Genomic DNA, 18,637 nt, shown 5'->3' with positions numbered 1-18,637 from the left:
ACAAAAATGCAGGGCAGCCCTGCAGATTTGCCAATTGTGCGAGGTAATTTTGCATGACAGGATCGTTCGATCCGCCCGCGCATTCCAGGACTTCACTTGGAAAATCAATAACAAAGCAGGGAGACCGCGATGACCGCGCACGCTCAACCCTCGGCAACGGATCAAGTACTGGCCGAGGTCCGCAACCACATTGGCCACCTCACCCTCAACCGCCCCGCCGGCCTCAACGCCCTGACCCTGGACATGGTGCGCAGCCTGCAGCGCCACCTCGACCAGTGGGCCCAGGATCCGCAGGTGCACGCCGTGATGCTGCGTGGCGAGGGGCCCAAGGGCTTCTGCGCCGGTGGCGATATCCGCTCGCTGCACGACAGCTACAAGGCCGGCGAGAAACTCCACGAGGACTTCTTCGTCGAGGAATACGCCCTGGATCTGTGCATCCACCGCTACCGCAAGCCGGTGCTGGTGCTGATGGACGGTTTCACCCTCGGCGGCGGGATGGGCCTGGCCCAGGGTTGCGACCTGCGCATCGTCACCGAACGCAGCCGCCTGGGCATGCCCGAGGTGGGCATCGGCTACTTCCCGGATGTCGGCGGCAGCTACTTCCTGCCCCGGGTACCGGGCGAGCTGGGCATCTACCTGGGCGTCAGCGGCAGCCAGATCAAGGCGGCCGATGCCTTGTACTGCGGCCTGGCCGACTGGTATGTCGACAGTGAGAAGCTCGCGGCCCTCGATGACAGGCTCGACCGCCTGGCGTTCGGCGCCAACCCGCTCAAGGACCTGCAAGGCTTGCTCGCCGGGTTGGGCACCCAGACCTTGGCGGACGCGCCACTGGCGCAACTGCGCCCGGTGATCGACCACTTCTTCGCCCTGCCCGACCTGCCGAGCATCATCGAGCAGTTGCGCGCCGTGACCATCGGCGACAGTCGCCAGTGGGCGCTGGACACCGCCGACCTGCTGGATACGCGCTCGCCGTTGGCCATGGCCGTGACTCTGGAACTGCTGCGTCGCGGCCGCCACCTGGCCCTGGAAGACTGCTTCGCCATGGAACTGCACATCGACCGCCAGTGGTTCGCCCATGGCGACATCATCGAAGGCGTGCGCGCCCTGATCGTCGACAAGGACAAGCAACCCCGCTGGAATCCGCCGACCCTGGCCGGCCTCACCACCCAGCGGGTCGACCAATTCTTCGAAGGCCTGTGAGCCCGGGAGTACACAGATGCAAGACCTGGAACTGAGCGAAGAGCAGATCATGATCCGCGACATGGCCCGCGATTTCGCCCGCGGCGAGATCGCGCCCCATGCCCAGGCCTGGGAAAAGGCCGGCTGGATCGACGATGACGCGGTGCGCAAGATGGGCGAACTGGGCCTGCTCGGCATGGTCGCCCCGGAGCAGTTCGGCGGCAGCTACACCGACTACGTGGCCTACGCCCTGGCGGTGGAGGAAATCTCCGCCGCCGATGGCGCCACCGGGGCGATGATGAGCATCCACAACTCGGTGGGCTGCGGCCCGCTGCTGGCCTACGGCACGCCCGAGCAGCAGCAGGCCTGGCTGCCGCAACTGGCCAGCGGCGAGGCGATCGGCTGCTTCTGCCTGACCGAGCCGCAGGCCGGCTCCGAGGCCCACAACCTGCGCACCCGCGCCGAACTGGTCGATGGCCAGTGGGTGATCAACGGCGCCAAGCAGTTCGTCAGCAACGCCCGCCGCGCCAAACTGGCCATCGTCTTTGCCGTGACCGACCCGGAACTGGGCAAGAAAGGCCTTTCGGCCTTCCTGGTACCCACTGACAACCCAGGCTTCAAGGTCGACCGCAGCGAGCACAAGATGGGCATCCGCGCCTCCGACACCTGCGCGGTGACCCTGGACGACTGCCGCATCCCGGCCGCCAACCTGCTGGGCGAGCGCGGCAAGGGGCTGGCCATCGCCCTGTCCAACCTCGAAGGCGGGCGCATCGGCATCGCCGCCCAGGCCCTGGGCATTGCCCGCGCGGCGTTCGAGGCGGCGCTGACCTACTCCCGCGAGCGCATCCAGTTCGGCAAGCCGATCAACGAGCACCAGAGCATCGCCAACCTGCTGGCCGACATGCAGGTGCAGGTCAACGCAGCTCGCCTGCTGATCCTGCATGCCGCGCGCCTGCGCAGCGCCGGCAAGCCTTGCCTGTCGGAGGCCTCCCAGGCCAAGCTGTTCGCCTCGGAGATGGCCGAGCGGGTCTGCTCGATGGCGATCCAGGTGCATGGCGGGTACGGCTACCTGGAAGACTACCCGGTGGAGAAGTACTATCGCGATGCGCGCATTACCCAGATCTACGAGGGTTCCAGCGAGATCCAACGCATGCTGATTGCGCGTGAGTTGAAGCATTACACGGTTTGAGCCCGGCCATTGCCTCAGGCCATACGCGATCCCTGTGGGATCGCGTAATCTCGGTCATCATGCGCTCAATGAGATTTATTCGTCTCATATGATACAATTGTGGATATTTCGTCGCCGAATCCGGACTCGAGGTCCCACATGCGTAGAACCCTCCAGGAAGAGCGCCTGCTCAAAGCCCTGGCCCAGGCCATTGTCGTCCACCCCCGCGCCACCCTCAAGGAGCTGGCGGAAACCGCCGGGGTCAGCAAGGCGACCCTGCACCGTTTCTGCGGCACCCGCGACAACCTGGTGAAGCTGCTCGAGGACCATGGCGAGCAGGTGCTCAACCAGGTCATCCTCGAAGCCGACCTGGAACGCATCGAACCGCTGGCCGGTATTCGTCACCTGATCGCCGAACACCTCAAGCACCGCGAGTTGCTGATGTTCCTGATGTTCCAGTACCGCCCCGACACCTTGCTCAACGACGCCGAGGACCTGCGCTGGCAGGCCTATATCCAGGCCATGGACGCGTTCTTCCTGCGCGCCCAGCAGTTGGGCGTGCTGCGCATCGATATCAGCGCGGCGGTGTTCACCGAAACGTTCATGACCCTGGTCTACGGCATGGTCGATGCCGAGCACCGTGGCCGCGCCGCGAGCGCCGACAGCGCGCGGACGGTCGAGCAGCTGTTCCTGAACGGCGCCCGGCCACAGGGCTGACGGCTATTGATCGGTGCCGCCCGCCAATTCCTCGATGCTGATCTCACGCATCCTGAACTTCTGTACCTTGCCGGTCACGGTCATCGGGAACGCGTCGACGAAGCGAAAATGCCGCGGCACCTTGAAATGCGCGATGCGCGCCCGTGCCCAGTCTCGCAGCGCGTCCTCGCCCAGCGCCTGACCCGGGTGAAGACGGACCCAGGCGACGATCTCCTCGCCATAGCGGCTGCAGGGAATGCCGATGACCTGCACGTCGGCCACCGCCGGGTGGGTGAAGAAAAACTCCTCAAGCTCCCGCGGGTAGATGTTCTCGCCACCGCGGATGATCATGTCCTTGCTGCGGCCAACGATACGCACATAGCCTTCATCGTCCATCACCGCCAGGTCGCCGGTGCGCATCCAGCCATCGGCATCGATGCTCTCGGCGGTGGCCTTGGGGTTGTTCCAGTAGCCGAGCATTACGCTGTAGCCGCGGGTGCACAGCTCGCCGATTTCGCCGCGTGCCAGGGTGCCACCTGTGCTGTCGATCACCTTGCTCTCCAGCCACGGCTGGGTGCGGCCGACGCTGGTCACCCGGCGCTCCAGATCGTCGGCGGCGCCGGTCTGCAACGAAACCGGGCTGGTCTCGGTCATGCCGTAGGCGATCTGCACCTCGCCCATATGCATCTCGTCGATCACCCGGCGCATCACCTCGATCGGGCAGGTGGCGCCGGCCATGATGCCGGTGCGCAGGCTGCTCAGGTCGAACTCGTGGCGGCGTGGGTGGTCGAGTTCGGCGATGAACATGGTCGGCACACCGTATAGCGCGGTGGCGCGCTCCTCGGCCACAGCCTGCAAAGTCAGCAGCGGATCGAAGGCGTCGTTGGGGTAGATCAGGGTGCTGCCGTGGGTCATGCAGCCGAGGTTGGCCATGACCATGCCGAAGCAGTGGTACAGCGGCACCGGCACCACCAGCCGGTCGTGCTCGGTCAGCCCGAGGCTTTCGCCGACCATGTAGCCGTTGTTGAGGATGTTGTGGTGGCTGAGGGTCGCGCCCTTGGGGAAACCGGTGGTGCCGGAGGTGTACTGGATGTTGATCGGCTCATGCCGGTGCAGGCTGGCCTGGCGTACGGCCAACTGCCCGGCGTCGATTTCGCCGGCGCGGGCCTGCAATGCCGACCAGGCCAGGAAGCCATTGGGGGGCGTGGCGGCCAGGCTGATGACCCCGCGCAGCTCGGGCAGGCGCGCGCTGTGCAACTCGCCCGGCCGGCAGGCGCCGAGCTCGGGCGCCAAGTCCAGCAGCATGGCGTGGTAGTCGGAGGTCTTGAAGGCGTCGGCGCAGATCACCCATTGGCAGGCCGACTGGCCCAGGGCGTACTCCAGCTCGCTGGTGCGGTAGGCCGGGTTGATGTTGACCAGGATCGCACCGATCTTGGCGCTGGCGAACTGGGTGATGCACCACTCGGCGCAGTTGGGTGCCCAGATGCCCAGGCGATCGCCGGCCTGCAGGCCCAGGGCCATCAGGGCGCGGGCGTGCTGGTCGACAGCATCTGCCAGTTGCCGCCAGGTGTAGCGCAGGTGCTGGTGGCAGACCACCAGCGCTTCGCGGTCGGCGAAGCGGGCGACCGTGGCGTCGAAGACGTCGCCGATGCAATGGGTAAGCAATGGAGTGGCTTTTGAGCCTTGGGTATGGCTGGGCTGGGGCATGGGCTGTCTCTTGTCTTTGTTTTTCCTGACATGGCCCTATCGCGGGGCAAGCTCGCTCCCACCGGTCCAGTGTGGCCGGCGTGGGAGCGAGCTTGCCCCGCGATGGCGCTAGCGAACGAACACCTGCGGCGTGGTGGTCGACATGTCGCCACCAGGCAGCTTGATGTTGCGCACCTTCTCCAGCGTATTCGGATCGAACACCGCCAGGTCGTTGAAGGTGCCGCCCAAGTAGAGCTTGTCGCCGGCCTTGTCGAAGGTCACGCAGTAGTAGGTATGGTCGAGGTTGGCGGCCTTGACCAGTTTCTTCTGCTGGATGTCGTAGCGGGCCAGGCGGTTGAGCACGCCGTACATCTGGTTCGGATCCTTCGGCGAACGCAGGCCGGTGAAGTACAGCTCGGTCAGCTCGGCGAACTCCTGGGTGTGGGCCTTGCCGGTCTTCAGGTCGATGCTCAGGTAGCCGTACAGCGGCTCGGCGGTGGCCGGGTCCTGCTTGGCATCCTTGAACTTCGCAATGGTGTAGAGCATCGAGAACTCATGCCGCGAACTCTGGTGCGGCCAGAAGTACAGCACGTCGGGGGCGCTGTAGCCCGGGCGGTTCCAGCTGCGCAGTGGCAGCGCGACGCTGTACTTGCCGGTCTTGACGTCGAGCTTGTAGATGTCCGGCCCGGCCACGTACAGGCTGCCGTCATCGGCGGCGCGCATCAGGTACACCTGGCGCGGCATCGGGAACGAGCGCACGGGCTTGGCGTCGAGGCCATCGCGGGTGCGGAACACCTCCAGACGCGGCGGCTTGACCACGTAGTGGTCATTCAGGCGCTGGCTGGGGTTGACCGTGGCGTAGACCTCCTTGCCGTCGGGGCTGATGGCGAAGGAGTACATGGCCTTGCCGACCTCGCCCGGCACGCTGGAGAGGTTGGCGTGGAAGGTGGTCTTGCAACTGTCCAGGTCGATGCCGTAGATGTCGGCGAAATGGTTGTTCAGCACATAGGCGGTGCGGTTGTCCGGCGCCATCATCGCCGTGCCGGGGCCGAACGAATCGGGCATGCGGCAGGTCTTGTACAGCGTGTCGCTGGCCACTTCGACCACGTGCAGGTTGTTCGGGTAGTTGGTGGCGATCAGGTATTCATGGCCAGCCTTCAAGGCCTTTGCCTCGTCGGCCTGGGCCACCCAGGCGCAGGCCGTGGCGGCGACGGTGAGCGCGAGCTGCGCGCAGAATCCAGCTTTCATGCGGTTTCCCCTTGTCGTTCTATTTGTCTTTCGGGAATACGGTGCCGAGGTTGCGCCAGTCTTCGGCGGAGTTGCTCGCCTGGGCGTTCCAGTCCTGGTAGGTGCTCATCATGTCCGGCACCTGGGCCGGCCACCAGCAAGGGTCGGAGCAACCGTACAGGTCGGCCTCCATCGGCTGGCACAGCGAGCTGACGCCGCCGAAGGCATCCACCTCCCAGCCCGGGTCGGTGGTGGCGGTGCAGCCGGCCACCGCGCTCATGGCCAGCACTTCGTCGACGCGGTCTTCGGCGGCGGCCTGTTCAAGAATGCGCGCCTTGTTGTTCAGCGGTTTGAGGTGCTTCATGTCAGTGCGCCTTCCTGGGAGTGATGTAGCGATCGATGAAGGCCGGGTTGGCGGCCATGATGCGGCTGTAGACCTCGATGCCGAAGTCGACCCAGTCGCGCATCAGCTCGCAGTAGTGGTAGGTCGGGTGCTGCGGATCGCCGTAGCGGGCGTAGCTCTCGTGGTAGCAGCCGCCGGAGCACAGGTTGCGGATGCGGCAGCTGTCGCAGCCGGTGCCGCTGCGGTCCAGACGCTGCGAGAGAAAATCATTGAGCTGCGCCTGCTTCACGCCTTGATGCACGTTGCCGAAGGTCGGCAAGCTGGAGCCGGTGAAACGGTGGCACAGGTTCAGCTCGCCCTCGTGGTCGACCGCCAGCATCTTCAACCCGGCCCCGCACGGCAGGGCCTTCTTGTGGCCCTCGTGGATATCGGTGATCAGCTGATGCAGGTTGGAGAAACCGATGTTGCGGTGCTCCAGCGCCGCCTCCAGGTAGCGCCGGCCCAGGGCCTTCATGTTGGCGAACACCTGCACCAGCTCCTCGCCTGTGAGGTTGAAGTCGGCCATGTCGCCGGAGGTCACCGGGGCGAAACCGACCTCGGCGAAGCCCAGTTCGTTGAACAGGTGGTTCCAGATGGTCTCGATGTCGGTGATGCCACGGGTCAGGGTGACCCGCGCCCCCACCGGCCGGCTGCGGTAGCGCGACAGCAGCATGTCTGCCTTGCGCCGTACCACGTCGTAGGTGCCCTGCCCGCCCACGGTGATGCGGTTGCGGTCGTGTACGGTCTTGGGCCCGTCGATGCTGACCGACAAACCGAAACGGTGGGCGTCGAGCCAGTCGACGATTTCCTCGGTCAGCAAGGTGGCATTGGTGGTCATGATGAACTCGACCTGCTTGCCCGCCTCGGCGAAACGCCGCTCGCAGTAGGTCACCATGTGCTCGATCAGCGCCCGGTTGGACAGCGGTTCGCCGCCGAAGAACACCACGCTGTAGCGCTGCTCGTCGGGCGACTCCTTGAGCAGCATCTCCACCGAGGCCTCGGCGGTGGCCGTGTTCATCTTGCGCCCGGCCGACGGCTTGTCGAGGTCTTCCTTGTAGCAGTAGGTGCAGCTCAGGTTGCAGCCGGTGTTGACGTTGAGCACCACAGTGTTCAGCGCCGTACGCTCGACCTGCTTCAGGGCGATCTCCGGGGTCAGCGGCGAGCCGTCGCTGACCACTTCAAGGGCGATCAGCTCGCGCAGGGTTTCCTCGATGTCCTGCCCGGAAAACTGCTGGCCGAGACGTTGCATCAGCTCCTCGGCGGAGCAGCCCTGGCGGCGCAAGGTGTCGATGATGCCGCCGGTCACCGCGTCGGCGGCGAACAGCGAACTGCTGGGGATATGAAACAGCATGCGGTCGGCATCCACCTGCACTTCGTGCAGGTTGCGTTCGACCAGGTTCAGTAGTGCGCCCATGGCGACCTCCCGGGATTCGATGCGTCAGTTGATGCCTATGGCAGCGGCGGATTGTTCCAGCGTTGCACGGTGACGATCAGGTGACCCTCGCCCTGTTGGCCGCCGTCGGCGAGGGTGGCGATCACCTTCAGGTTGCCGGCGTTGTTGGTCATCATCTTGCGCGCGGGGTTGGGCCCTGCCCCGCCCGGCACGAACACGCCATCGGCCTGCATCTGCCCGGCAAACCTGACGTCCTCGTCCTCGACCGCGCGCTCGTTGAACGGCTCGACCTTCCAGCTGGCCGGCAGGTAGCCGATGCGCAGCGGCTGGCCGCCGGCGTCCCTGCCCCAGGCCTCGGCCTCGAAGCGGCCCTGGACCTTGGGCACCGAGGCGCCGTTCTCACCGATACGGGCAATGGAGAACGCCGGCACCACCTTGACCTCCTCGACCTTGTCGTACACCGCCAGTTGCACGCCCTTGAGCGCGCCCACTGCCACTTCGCGCTGGCCGCTCGCGGCGTCCTTGGCGGCACGCGCCTTGACCCGGATCAGCGTCGGCGTCGACTCCAGCACCTCGGTCACCTCGACACCCGCGCCCAGGTCCGGGTTGCCGGCCAGGTCGCTGCCCACCAGGGTGATCTCGCTCTCGGCACCGGCCTTGATGAAGGCCGGCTGCACTGCCAGCAGGCGACCCTGACCGGCTTTCGAGGCACTGAAGTCCAGGCCGCGCTCGTCGTGCTCGGCCTCGAACATGCGGCCCTTCATCTGGCCGTCGATGGCGGCGAACACCTGGCGCAGGTTGGCTTCGCCGACCTTGACGTTGCCGCGCCATTCATAGCCGTTGTAGAGGATCGCCGAGCCGCTGCCGTTGAACGGCGTGCCATCGGCATAGGCGCCTTTGAGCTCGACCTTGAACGTATCGCCCTGCTCGGCGCTGACCGTCATCACCCCGCGCACGTCGCCCTTGGCCAGCATGTGGCCGCTGAACGCCCATTGCCCGGCCAGGACCTTGGACTCGGGCCGTGCCTTGAGCCACTCGGCCCAGGCCGGGTTGTCGAGGGGGAAGCGCTTGGCCAGGTCCGGCACCATCTGCTTGAGGGCGATGTCCAGCCAGTCGCGGTCGCGGGCCTGGGCCTGGTACTCGAGGGACGGCCACTGGCCGAGGTGGAAGTTGACCAGGTGCTCCCATTCCTTGGCCGGTCGCCGCTGCAGGGCGACCCGGGCACCGGAGTGGCAGCGGCCGCACATCTGGCTGAGCTGATCGTCGAAGTGTTCGACGGTGTTCAGCCTGCGCTCCATGGCGTAGCGCACGCCCTCGGTCTCGCTGGGCGCCAGGCCCTGCTTGTCGGCCAGGTACTTGACCAGGGTGCGGCGCTCGTCGTCGCTGATCGAAAGGCCATGCATCACCTGCATGCGGGCGATGCTCATCAGCCAGCCTTCCGGGGTCTTGCGCTGGTGACTGATGCGACTGTAGCTGTCGTTGCCTTCGGGGATATGGCAACCCATGCACTTGTTCTGCAACAGGCTCGGGCCCTGCTCGGCCGCCATGGCCTGGGCGGACAGCAGTGCGGTGGCGACCAGCGCCAGTGTGCCCGCCTGCCGCCGGAGTCGAGTCGTCTTCAAGGTCAGACCTCCACGGTGTTGTTCTTATCGTTATTCGCACGCTTGGATACAGCGGTGTGCATGTGACAGTTGCGATACAGGAAGCATGCCAGTTGTAGCAAAAATGTTTTGGATCAGTGAGTTGCCTATGTTTTGCGGGAATGGGCCTGCGTCTGGGGTTGTAGGTGAACGTCCCATTTCGCGACTGGGTGTTTCACCTTGAGACATCCGCCGTGGCTGGCAATCCTGGGGCTGCTTTGCGCCCCCAGCACCCTCGAGCCGAACGCATAACCATGTGTATCGCATGACGTCTCACCCGATCTCAATATGCAACAGATCAACCCTGATTCTATTCACTCCCAATCCGGCAAAAACCACCGCTAGCCGGGCCTTGCCCGCCACCCGAGTCCTTTGGCACGCCCATTGCCCCGACCCTGGTCACAACCCTGACAAGAGGCACCGCCCATGCATTCCGAACTGCCGATCCTACCCGCCACCCGCGACTTCCTCGCACGCAAGCTCAGGATGCGCATCGGCGCCGACTGGCAGGACGCCGTCAGCGGCCGCACCATGACCTTGCGCAACCCGGCCACCGGCGAGATCCTCGGCGAGGTGCCCGCAGCCGAGGCCCAGGACGTAGACCGCGCCGTGCAGGCCGCGCGCCTGGCCTTCGACAATTCGGCCTGGAGCCGAACACGCCCGCGCGAGCGGCAGAACCTGCTGTGGCGCCTGGCCGACCTGATGCAGCGCGATGCCCGGGAACTGGCCGAGCTGGAATGCCTGAACAACGGCAAGAGCGCCGCGGTGGCCCAGGTAATGGATGTGCAGTTGGCCATCGATTTTTTGCGCTACATGGCCGGCTGGGCCACCAAGCTCGAAGGCAGCACGGTCGAGCCCTCACTGCCGCTGATGCCCGACGATGAGTTCCATGCTTTCATTCGCCGCGAAGCGGTCGGCGTGGTCGGTGCCATCGTCGCCTGGAACTTCCCGCTGCTGCTGGCCTGCTGGAAGCTCGGTCCGGCCCTGGCCACCGGCTGCACCGTGGTCCTCAAGCCTGCCGACGAAACCCCGCTGACCGCGCTGAAGCTCGCCGAGCTGGTGAGCGAGGCCGGTTACCCGGACGGCGTGTTCAACGTGATCACCGGCACCGGGCTCAACGCCGGCGCCGCCCTGAGCCGCCACCCGGGCGTGGACAAGCTGACCTTCACCGGCTCCACCGAGGTCGGCAAGCTGATCGGCAAGGCCGCCATGGACAACATGACCCGCGTCACCCTGGAGCTGGGCGGCAAGTCGCCGACCATCGTCCTGCCCGACGCCAACCTGCAGGAAGCCGCCGCCGGCGCCGCCACGGCGATTTTCTTCAACCAGGGCCAGGTGTGCTGCGCCGGTTCCCGCCTGTACGTGCACCGCAAGCACTTCGACAATGTGGTGGCGGATATCGCCGGCATCGCCAACGCCATGAAACTGGGCAACGGCCTGGACCCGACCGTGCAGATGGGGCCACTGATCTCGGCCAAGCAGCAGGACCGGGTCACCGGCTACATCGACCTGGGCCGCGAGCTGGGCGCGACCATCGCCTGCGGCGGCGAAGGCTTCGGCCCGGGCTACTTCGTCAAACCAACGGTGATCGTCGATGTCGACCAACGCCACCGGCTGGTGCAGGAGGAAATCTTCGGCCCTGTACTGGTAGCCATGCCGTTCGACGACCTCGATGAGGTGGTGCGCATGGCCAACGACAACCCCTACGGGCTGGGCGCGAGCATCTGGTCCAACGACCTGGCCGCGGTGCACCGGATGATCCCGCGGATCAAGTCCGGGTCGGTATGGGTGAACTGCCACAGCGCGCTGGACCCGGCGCTGCCGTTCGGCGGCTACAAGCTCTCCGGCGTCGGCCGCGAGATGGGCGCGGCGGCGATCGAGCACTACACCGAGCTGAAGTCGGTATTGATCAAGCTCTGAGTCTTCCTGCACTGGCCTCTTCGCGGATTTACCCGCGAAGAGGCCGGTACAGACCTTACAGAACACACAATAAAAACATGGAGCACACCATGACGCACAAGCTCGCCTGCACATTGGCCCTGCTGCTGGCCTCCCCCTTCACCCAGGCCCATGAACTCTACAACAACGCCGGCACCACCCTGGACGCCAACCTCGAAGCCCTGTTCGGCGTCTTCCACAGCGACGAAAGCTTCGACCAGTTCGGCAACCGCCAGCCCGGCAGCAGCAACTGGCGCGAGGGCTACGTCAAATACGGCCTGAGCGCCAGCCACGCCCTGGCCGGCAGCGGCACGCTGTACGGTGCCTTCAGCCTGCTCAGCTCGGCCACCTGGGGCGATGGCGACGCCGCCGGCTTCACTCTGGGCAACGAACGTCGCACCGGTATCGAGGACGCCTACCTCGGCTGGCGCTCGGGCAGCCTGTTCCCGGCCCTCGGTGAGGATGGCATCGATGTCTCCGGGGGGCGCCAGGTCATCACCCTCGGCGACGGCTTCCTGATCCAGGGCGACCCGGTCAATGCCGGCAATGTCGACCTGGGTGCCGATTTCGACCGGGGCGGCGCCTACTACCTGGCGGCGCGCAAGGCCTTCGACCGCACCGCCGTGCTGCGCCTGGGGGGCAAGCAAGGCTGGCGTGGCGACCTGATGTGGCTCAAATCAGACAACCCGTTCCAGGCCGACACCTCCATGGCGGTGGCCAACTTCGAACATGTCGCCGATGCAGGCACCGTGGGCCTGAGCTGGATCCACGGCCTGGATGTCGACCGCCGCTACGCCGAGATCCTCGGCCTGGAACACCGCGACGGCATGGACACGGTGAGCCTGCGCGGGCGCGGCAACCTGGGGGTCAAAGACCTCGAACTGGCCGCCGAATATGTCACCCAGGACCGCAGTGACGGACGCGAGAACGCCTGGTACCTGGAGGGCAACTGGACCTTCTCCGCACTGCCCTGGTCGCCCACCGCCACCTACCGCTACAGCCGCTTCTCGGAGCATTTCGACCCGCTGTTCTATGGCCTGAGCCGTGGCTACGGCACCTGGTTCCAGGGCGAGGTGGCGGCCAACTACGCCGGTCCCTTCAACAGCAACACCCAGGTGCACCATGTGGCGCTCAAGGCCACGCCGCGGGAGGGCCTGACCGTGGGGGCGCTGTACTTCGACTTCGACACGCTCAAGACCGACCAGGGCAACCTGGGTGGGCGCGAGGTGGACCTGTATGTCGAATGGATGATCAACGAGCACTGGCTGATCAGCCCGCTGGTGGGGTTCTATACCCCACAGCGCAGTGCGCAGGATGGCGGCGTGCAGGTGGGTGGGCCGGAGAGCGGAACCTACCTGCAACTGGTGGTCGGGACGTTCTTCTGAGTCAATGGCCCTGTTCGCGTAACCAGCGCTCGACCATCGGCTGGTGCGCCTTTTTCACCAGGCGCTCCAGGCCGATGCCGGCCTGCAACCCCCGCACTACCGGCGCCAGCTCGACACCCTGCAGGTGCCACACGCCCAACGGCTGGTCCGCCGTCACCACCACCTCGGCCTCCTCCACCCAGCCTTCGCGCAACACCGGGCGTCGCTCCACCCGCACCGCTTGCCAGTCAGCCGCCGCGTGCAGCGGCTGGGCATCCGGCCAACCCCGGCGGCGGGCCCAGAACGGCTGGGCCACGCGCTGCGTTTCCTGCGCGTAGAAATCCCGGCCGATCCGGGCGAAACGCAGGAACAGCTGCTCGACCCGTGTCTGATGGAAGCGCTGCGCCAAGTCCGCCTGCCCGGGTCGTTGCAACAGGGTATTGATCACCACGGGCGCCTGGAGCGCCGAGGACAACGACTGGAAGATACCATTGCCCGACAGCGGGTCGACCGCCATCGCGGCATCGCCAACCCGCAGCCAGTCCGGGCCCGCGCAGTTGCCGGCCAGGATCGCCGTGCTGCTGCGCGCATGCACCTGCGCAGGGGCGAAGGCCCGCTCACCGAACAGTTGCGCCACCAACGCCGAACCACGCCGACGCTCGGCACAGTATTCAGGCAAGGCCGTCTTGCCCGGCAACTGCGCCGTCGTCGCGTCCAGCGTCACCTGCCAGTAACAGCGGCCATCGGCCAGCCGCGCCATCCAGGCCCAGCCGTCGTCCAGGCTCTCCACCGCCGACACCGGCGTGCCGGGCGCGGCCTGCCAGAGGTTGAGCAGGCTGACGGTCTCCGGCCCGCGCAGGCGACCTTCACTCAACGGGGCCTGACGACCACGGGCCTCGACCAGGAACTCGCCGTGCAGGGTGCGACCGTCGTCCAGATGTATCCGGTACCCCTGCCCCCGCTCCACCTCGCGCACACGCCCTTCGACCAGCTCGACACCGGCGCGGCGCAGGTCGTCGCGCAGGGCCTGGTCGAAACGCTGGCGATCGAGCAGGCACTCCTGGTTCGGTTGCAGCCGCTCGCCGTTCCAGTGCACCTGGCGCGTGGCCGGCGTGGTGGCCTCGGCCAGGGCGGCGCCCAGGCCTGCATGACGCAGGCCCTCCAGCACCCGCTGCGACACGCCTTCCACCGCGGCGAAGCGACGCCAGTCGGACACCACCGTGACGGGGTAGCCCATCCGCCGCAGCCCCAGGGCCGTGGCCGCGCCGGCAGGCCCGGCGCCGAGTACCAGGATGCTTGCTTCAGGCATCGATCGGCCCCTTGCGCTCAGGGCCGGCGAACGCCGCGTGATGCTTCAGCCACCGCAACAGCGCCTCCCGGGTCATGCCGGGCTCATCGCGCAGCAGGGCCGCCACCCGGCCACTGAACGCGGCGCAGGCCAGGCTGGCGCCTGCCCCGCCATCGCTGCCGACCGCCGCGCCGAAGTCGGCCTGGGCCGTGTCCAGCCACGACCACTGCCCGGGAGCGCAGCGGGCATCACCGGTCACGCGGATGACCCCAGGGTAGCTGGCCGGGTAAACCGGCTCGCCCCGCGCCGGGCTCGAGGCGCACAGCAGCACCCCGGCGGCCACGGCCTCGGCGCAGGCCTGGCGCAACACCGGGCGGTCCTGGCGCAGACCCAGGCTGAGGTTGACCACGCTCGCGCCGGCTTCCACCAGCCACAACAGGCCAGCCGCCACCTGCAAGGCACTGGTACTGCCCTGCCCGGCGAACACCTGGGCCAGCAGCACGGGCTGGGCACCGGACTCGGCGCGCAGCCGCGCCAGCACGGCGCTGCCATGGCCCAAGGCGTCCGGCAGCGAGTCACCCTCGCGCAACCTGCCCTCTTCGAGCCAGAAACGTCGCGCATCCAGCAGGCCGGCCGCCTGCTCCGGCGAGCAGCCGCTGTCGATCACGCCAATCCACGGTTCAGCGGCCATGGTCGACGGGCTCCTTGCTGCGCAACTGCCCGCCGTGCAGCTCAAGGTGCAGGTCGGCGTCGGCGAGGGTCGAGGCGCGGTGACTGATGAGGATCCGCGTGCGCCCGGCGAACAACTGGTCGATGGCGGCGATCACCTCGCGCTCGGTGGCTTCGTCCACCGCCGAAGTAGCTTCGTCCAGCACCAGGATTGTCGGTTGCTGCAGTAGCGCCCGGGCGATGGCGATGCGTTGCTTCTGCCCGCCGGACAGCTGCTGGCCGCGCTCGCCCAGCAGGCCGTCGAGCCCCAGCGGCAGGCTCTGCACCAGACTGTCCAGGCGGGTCAGGCGCACCACTCGCTCCAGGTCGTCACGGCTGGCCTGGGGCGTGCTGTAGGCCAGGTTCTGCGCCAGGGTGCCGCGAAACAGGACGATGTCCTGGCTGACCACGGCGATGCGTCGCCGCAGGGCCTGCAGGTCGAGCTCGCGCAGGTCGACGCCATCGAGCAGGATGCGCCCGTCATCGGGGTCGTAGAAGCGTTGCAGCAGGTCGATCAGCGTCGACTTGCCGACACCGGAGGCGCCGCTGATGGCAACCTTGGCCCCGGGCGGCAGGCAGGCATCGACCTTGTCCAGCACCCTGCCCTGGCGGCCGTCGTGAGCGAAGCACACCCGGTCCAGGCGCAGCTCGCCGGCCCCCTGCGGCATGGGCTTGGGATCATCCGCCTCGCGCACCGCGACCGCCTCTTGTTTGAGTTCCATCACCCGCCCCAGGCTCACGGCCATCCGCTGCACCGCCACGTACAGGCCCAGCAGGCTCTGCACCGGGCCGACGGCCATGCCCATGTAGGTGGAAAACGCGATCAGCGCGCCCAGTTGCCAGGTCCCCTGGATCACCCACCAGCCGCCGACCAGGAACGCGCATGCCCGGCACCAGGAGGTCAGGGTGCCGGGCACCGCCTGGGTGAAGAACTCGGTGACCTGTACCTTGAGCAACTGCCCCATGTAGCCCTGGCCCAGCCGGTCGAGACGTTCGGCCTCGCGCTGCTGCTGGCCGGCGGCCTGGATGAACTTCATCGCCGGCAGCGTCTCGACCAGGAACGACGACACGTCCGCCGAGCGCTCGCGCAGGCTGCGCACCTCGCGCTCGACCTTGCGCCGCATCCAGCGCAGCCACAGCACCTCGAGCGGGATCAACAGCGCCAGCAGCAGCGACAGCTGCCAGGACAGCATGAGCATCAAGGCCACGGCGCCGACCAGGCCGATCAGCGCCGACACCGCCGAGAACAGCGAATCCACGGCAAAGCGCTGGATCTCGGCGACATCGCCGTCCAACCGCGACAGGATGTCGCCGGTGCGCCGCTGCCCATAGAACGTCGGCGACAGCCGTTGCAAATGGCGGTACAGGTCATCGCGCAGGGCGAACAGGATGCGCCCGGACAGCCGTGTGTGCAGGTAGCGGTTGACCCCGGCCAGCACGGTACCGAACAGGCCGGCGACAATCATGATCGCCGCCATGTGCCAGAGGGTCTGGTAGTCCTTGGCCAGCAGCCCCTCGTCAATCAGCGTCTTGACCAGCCAGGGTTGCGCCAGGGCCAGCAGCGAGGCGCCCAGGGACAGCGCCAGCAGCGCGCCAATGGCGCCACGGTGTGGACGCACGAAGCCATACAGCCAGGCCAGCGCCTGACGCATCAGCGCCGGCTCGCTGGATTCGATCAATCGGGAAAACAGTCCGCCCATGGCTCAACCACGCAACTGCTTGAGCTTGCGATACAGCGTCGCGCGGCTGATGCCCAGGGCCTCGGCCGCCGCCGAGACGTTACCCTGATGGCGGGCCAGGGCGGCGCGGATCAGCTCCAGCTCGTTGTCGCGCAGGCTGCCGGACGGCGCGGCGCCGCTGGCCAGTTCATCGAGCAGGCAGTCGGTGAGATGGTCGAGGGTCAGCACCTGCTCGCCCTCCTCGCGCATCGCCAGGGCAGTACGCACCACCATCTCCAGCTGGCGGATGTTGCCCGGCCAGTCGAAGTTCTCCAGCAGCGCCACCAAGGGCGCATCGAGGCTTACGCCCCTGGCCCCGGACTTGTCCAGCAGGCCCTGGATGAGCGTCGCCAGGTCGTCGCGCTCGCGCAGTGCCGGCAGGCGCAGGGATACGCCGTTGACCCGGTAGTAGAGGTCTTCGCGAAACTGCTGGTCGGCGACCAGTCGCTTGAGATCGCGGTGGGTAGCGCAGATCAGCGCCACGTCGATGTCCTGCTCGTCGCCGGCGCCCAGCGGCGCTACCCGACGCTCCTGCAGGACACGCAGCAGACGGGCCTGCAAGGCCAGGGGCATGTCGCCGATCTCGTCGAGGAACAGCGTGCCGCCATGGGCCTGCATCAGCCGCCCGACCATGCCGCCGCGGCGCGAGCCGGTGAACGCGCCCTCACGGTAGCCGAACAGCTCGGACTCGATCAGGCCCTCGGGAATCGCCGCACAATTGACCGCCACGAACGGCTTGTCGGCCCGCGTTCCGGCCTGGTGCAGGGCGCGGGCGGCGACTTCCTTGCCGGTACCGGTTTCGCCCAGCAGCAGCACCGGCAAGCCATTGGCCAGGCCCTGGCGGGCCATGCGCAAGGCACGGGCCAGGCGTGCATCGCCACCGGCCAGGGCCTCCAGGGCCTGGATCTTGGCCGGCTCGGTCGACCTGGTGGTGGGCGCCGGACCACTGATGCGGCCATGCCGTGGCAGTTGCAAGGCGCGGAAGAAGAATTCACCCTTGGCGGTCTGCACGCTGCTGACACCGCCCTGCCACAGGCGGGCGATGAATGCCGGCGAGCGCTCGCCCAGCAGGTCGCTGCTGCGCCGACCAAGCAGCGCCTGGCGCGGCATCTGCAGCAATTGGCAGGCATTGTCGTTGGCCGCCAGCACCTCGCCTTCCAGGCTCAGCGCCAGCAGGCCCTGCCAGGCGCTGGCCAGGTACTGCGGGCGGCTGTGGAAGGCCAGCACCAGGTGCTCGGGGTGATACAGCCCGAACAACCGGCTTTCGATATTGCCGGCGGCGAGCAGCAACGTGGAGAGGCTATCCTGGGGCTGGGCCATGACGCCTTCGCGGGTCACGTCGAGCACGCCGATCACCTCGCCACGCGGATCGCGCAGCGGCACCGAGGTGCAGGAGAACGGGCTGAGCCGGTCGAGATAGTGTTCGCCGCAGTTGATCAGGGTCGGCTGGCCCTCGACCACCGCCGTGCCGATGGCGTTGGTGCCGCGCAGGGCCTCACTCCAGCAACTGCCCGGGTGCAGGTCACGCAGGCCTTCGCGGGCGAGCACGTGCTTCTGGCCCTCGATGGCCAGCACGTTGGCCTGGGCATCACCGAGGATGACGATGCCGCTCTTGCCTTGGCGCTTGACCAGGTAGTCCAGTTCGGGGGTGACCGCGTCGATCAGCAGGCGGTTGTGCTCCAGCAGCGCGCGCAGGTCCAGGCCATGGCGAATGCCCAGGCCCACCTGCTCGCCCTGCAGGCAGTCAAGGCCATGGCCGAGGCTGCGGCGCCAGGAGGCATCGATTTCGTCACGCAGCATGCCGGAGGGCAGTTCGCCTTCGCTGGCCAGTTTCAGGCGGACCAGACGGGATTGCTGCAGTGGATCGTTGGCGGTTGTTGTTGGAAGTTGTCGCGCCATTGCGTGCTCCAGGGGTGCCCCGCTCAGGCGGGGCAATGGGCATCGGATTTTTCGGCAGTGTGCGTCAGAAATCGTTGGTAGTCATCAGGTACGCGCTGGGAGGTGTATGCCGGGGAATTTTCAGCGCTTATGAGATCGAGCGCCGCGCGGACGGCGCTCGATCTCATAAGCGCTGCAAGGCTATCGGCGAACCCCTGAAAGCCCTGCCCCATTCCCCAATCCTGGGTCCCCCCGCCCACCCGCCATACCTAGCCGAACACCTGCCAGAAACGCTGAAACCCCTACCCCAGAGCCCTTCAACCGCCCCCTGAAAAACCTGGCACAACAGTTGCCGATCCCTCCCCAGACGCC

14 protein-coding genes are annotated in these 18,637 nt (G+C 66.9%); 5 read left to right on the top strand and 9 right to left on the bottom strand.

All coding sequences use genetic code 11. The annotated features are described in order from the left end of the window. Positions 1–129 precede the first annotated feature (129 nt). The 3 genes from K5H97_RS13180 (at position 130) to K5H97_RS13170 (ending at position 3,064) form a co-directional block, all read left to right on the top strand. Positions 130–1,200 (top strand): enoyl-CoA hydratase/isomerase family protein, encoded by a 1,071-nt coding sequence (locus K5H97_RS13180; RefSeq protein ID WP_028692083.1) that lies wholly within the window; start codon positions 130–132, stop codon positions 1,198–1,200. Between the two features lie 16 nt (positions 1,201–1,216). Then, positions 1,217–2,368: an acyl-CoA dehydrogenase family protein gene (locus K5H97_RS13175; protein WP_028692084.1), complete on the top strand. Its 1,152-nt coding sequence runs from the start codon at positions 1,217–1,219 to the stop codon at positions 2,366–2,368. Between the two features lie 138 nt (positions 2,369–2,506). After that, complete coding sequence (locus K5H97_RS13170) at positions 2,507–3,064, top strand: TetR/AcrR family transcriptional regulator (protein ID WP_028692085.1); 558 nt, start codon at positions 2,507–2,509, stop codon at positions 3,062–3,064. A 3-nt stretch (positions 3,065–3,067) separates the two neighbouring features. Here the strand turns inward: K5H97_RS13170 and K5H97_RS13165 are convergent, their stop codons facing one another. The 5 genes from K5H97_RS13165 to peaA all read right to left on the bottom strand — a co-directional run bounded on the left by K5H97_RS13165 (position 3,068) and on the right by peaA (position 9,353). Continuing rightward, entirely contained in the window at positions 3,068–4,750 is a 1,683-nt protein-coding gene (locus K5H97_RS13165; RefSeq protein WP_028692086.1) for an AMP-binding protein, read from the bottom strand. A gap of 108 nt (positions 4,751–4,858) precedes the next feature. Beyond that, on the bottom strand, positions 4,859–5,977 hold the full coding sequence (peaD, locus tag K5H97_RS13160) for a quinohemoprotein amine dehydrogenase subunit beta (protein ID WP_028692087.1): 1,119 nt from the start codon (positions 5,975–5,977) through the stop codon (positions 4,859–4,861). 19 nt (positions 5,978–5,996) lie between these two features. Next, entirely contained in the window at positions 5,997–6,320 is a 324-nt protein-coding gene (qhpC, locus tag K5H97_RS13155) for a quinohemoprotein amine dehydrogenase subunit gamma (RefSeq protein ID WP_028692088.1), read from the bottom strand. 1 nt (position 6,321) lies between these two features. Continuing rightward, entirely contained in the window at positions 6,322–7,752 is a 1,431-nt protein-coding gene (peaB, locus tag K5H97_RS13150) for a quinohemoprotein amine dehydrogenase maturation protein (RefSeq protein WP_028692089.1), read from the bottom strand. A 35-nt stretch (positions 7,753–7,787) separates the two neighbouring features. Further along, positions 7,788–9,353 (bottom strand): quinohemoprotein amine dehydrogenase subunit alpha, encoded by a 1,566-nt coding sequence (gene peaA, locus K5H97_RS13145; RefSeq protein ID WP_028692090.1) that lies wholly within the window; start codon positions 9,351–9,353, stop codon positions 7,788–7,790. A gap of 444 nt (positions 9,354–9,797) precedes the next feature. Between peaA and K5H97_RS13140 the strand changes: the two genes are divergently transcribed. Further along, positions 9,798–11,291 carry an aldehyde dehydrogenase family protein gene (locus K5H97_RS13140; protein WP_028692091.1) on the top strand — a complete coding sequence of 498 codons (1,494 nt, stop codon included), beginning with the start codon at positions 9,798–9,800 and terminating at the stop codon, positions 11,289–11,291. A gap of 89 nt (positions 11,292–11,380) precedes the next feature. Next, on the top strand, positions 11,381–12,694 hold the full coding sequence (locus tag K5H97_RS13135; protein ID WP_028692092.1) for an alginate export family protein: 1,314 nt from the start codon (positions 11,381–11,383) through the stop codon (positions 12,692–12,694). A 1-nt stretch (position 12,695) separates the two neighbouring features. Here the strand turns inward: K5H97_RS13135 and qhpG are convergent, their stop codons facing one another. The 4 genes from qhpG to K5H97_RS13115 are packed head-to-tail and all read right to left on the bottom strand — an operon-like array spanning position 12,696 to position 18,286. Then, positions 12,696–13,982: a flavin-dependent monooxygenase QhpG gene (qhpG, locus tag K5H97_RS13130; protein ID WP_028692093.1), complete on the bottom strand. Its 1,287-nt coding sequence runs from the start codon at positions 13,980–13,982 to the stop codon at positions 12,696–12,698. Beyond that, on the bottom strand, positions 13,975–14,652 hold the full coding sequence (qhpE, locus tag K5H97_RS13125) for a subtilisin-like serine protease QhpE (protein ID WP_028692094.1): 678 nt from the start codon (positions 14,650–14,652) through the stop codon (positions 13,975–13,977). The genes qhpG and qhpE overlap by 8 nt, the downstream gene beginning before the upstream one ends. Next, positions 14,642–16,369: an ABC transporter ATP-binding protein gene (locus tag K5H97_RS13120; RefSeq protein ID WP_028692095.1), complete on the bottom strand. Its 1,728-nt coding sequence runs from the start codon at positions 16,367–16,369 to the stop codon at positions 14,642–14,644. The genes qhpE and K5H97_RS13120 overlap by 11 nt, the downstream gene beginning before the upstream one ends. Before the next feature lie 3 nt (positions 16,370–16,372). Then, positions 16,373–18,286, bottom strand: coding sequence for a sigma-54-dependent Fis family transcriptional regulator (locus K5H97_RS13115; RefSeq protein WP_028692096.1), 1,914 nt, complete (start codon positions 18,284–18,286; stop codon positions 16,373–16,375). Between the last annotated feature and the right edge of the window lie 351 nt (positions 18,287–18,637).

It is taken from the genome of Pseudomonas mosselii (assembly GCF_019823065.1).
GTDB lineage: Bacteria > Pseudomonadota > Gammaproteobacteria > Pseudomonadales > Pseudomonadaceae > Aquipseudomonas > Aquipseudomonas mosselii.
Note: the sequence above shows the minus strand (reverse complement) of the source record. Positions and strands in the feature narration are given on the sequence as shown.